Raw genomic sequence first — 797 nt, 5'->3', positions numbered from 1 at the left:
GGTGCGGGGGCGGGGGCCGGGACCCGTTCCCGCGGCCGGGGTCTCGACGGTGAAGAGCTGGTGCTCGTCCAGAACCCGCCACAGCTGCGGCCGGGAGGTGTCGATGAGCCGCTGGTCGGGCAGCAGCCACTGCTCGTCGAAGGGGGCGTACAGCACCCGCACCGGCTCCGGGCAGGGGCCCGGCGCGTCGGCGAAGCCGGCGGTGGAGGCGGAGCGCTGTCCGGGCAGGGCGGCCGCCCCGGCGGTGGCCGACCGCAGCCGGGTCGGGCGGAACAGCCGCTCCCGCTCGGCCCCTTCGGCCCCGGCCAGGACCGACCAGCGGGTCCGCAGGGCCGTCGGATCGGGTGCGGCGACCCACGTGCGGCCCAGGCGCAGGCCGCTCACGGCCCAGGGCATCAGATCGTCCAGCAGCGGTGCGTCGTCGCTCACCCGGCAGATGGTAGCGAGGCGCCGCAGGGGCGTGACGGGCCCGCGGAGCTGCGGCCACGCCCAAGCGTTACGCTCCTTGTGTACGGAATATGTGGAATGTACGGATGCGAGGAGTGGTCATGAGTCAGTACGACGAATACTCGACTCCGTCGCAGGCCGAGGGCGAGCGGCTCGACGAGGACATGGACGAGAAGGAGCGCGCGGCCCACCACCACCCGGACACGATGCGCACCACCCCCTCGCAGGCGGAGGGCGAGCGCACCGCGGACGACGACGAGAAGTAGCACCCCCGGCGCCGGGTCCGCGGCATGGCCGGAATCGCGCCGGGCTCCCGGGGTTGTGCCGGGCGGGCGCTCGGGGGTCGGGGC

Annotated in this window: 2 protein-coding genes; one reads left to right on the top strand and one right to left on the bottom strand. The window is 74.9% G+C overall.

Features of this window, described 5'->3' with window-relative positions:
- Positions 1 to 396: type ISP restriction/modification enzyme (locus HYE82_RS36915; RefSeq protein ID WP_306439699.1), on the bottom strand; the 396-nt coding region annotated here is incomplete at its 3' end.
- 152 nt (positions 397 to 548) lie between these two features.
- Here HYE82_RS36915 and HYE82_RS36910 point away from each other — a divergent pair.
- Positions 549 to 713, top strand: a complete 165-nt coding sequence (locus HYE82_RS36910) for a hypothetical protein (protein ID WP_179178583.1) — start codon at positions 549 to 551, stop codon at positions 711 to 713.
- Positions 714 to 797 lie beyond the last annotated feature (84 nt).

The organism is Streptomyces sp. BR123 (assembly GCF_013401435.1).
Lineage (GTDB): Bacteria > Actinomycetota > Actinomycetes > Streptomycetales > Streptomycetaceae > Streptomyces.
This window is presented reverse-complemented; position numbering and strand designations above follow the sequence as displayed.

Coding starts and splice junctions, on each gene's coding strand:
- HYE82_RS36910 (WP_179178583.1), top strand. CDS start 549: ATGAGTCAGTACGACGAATACTCGACTCCGTCGCAGGCCGAGGGCGAG.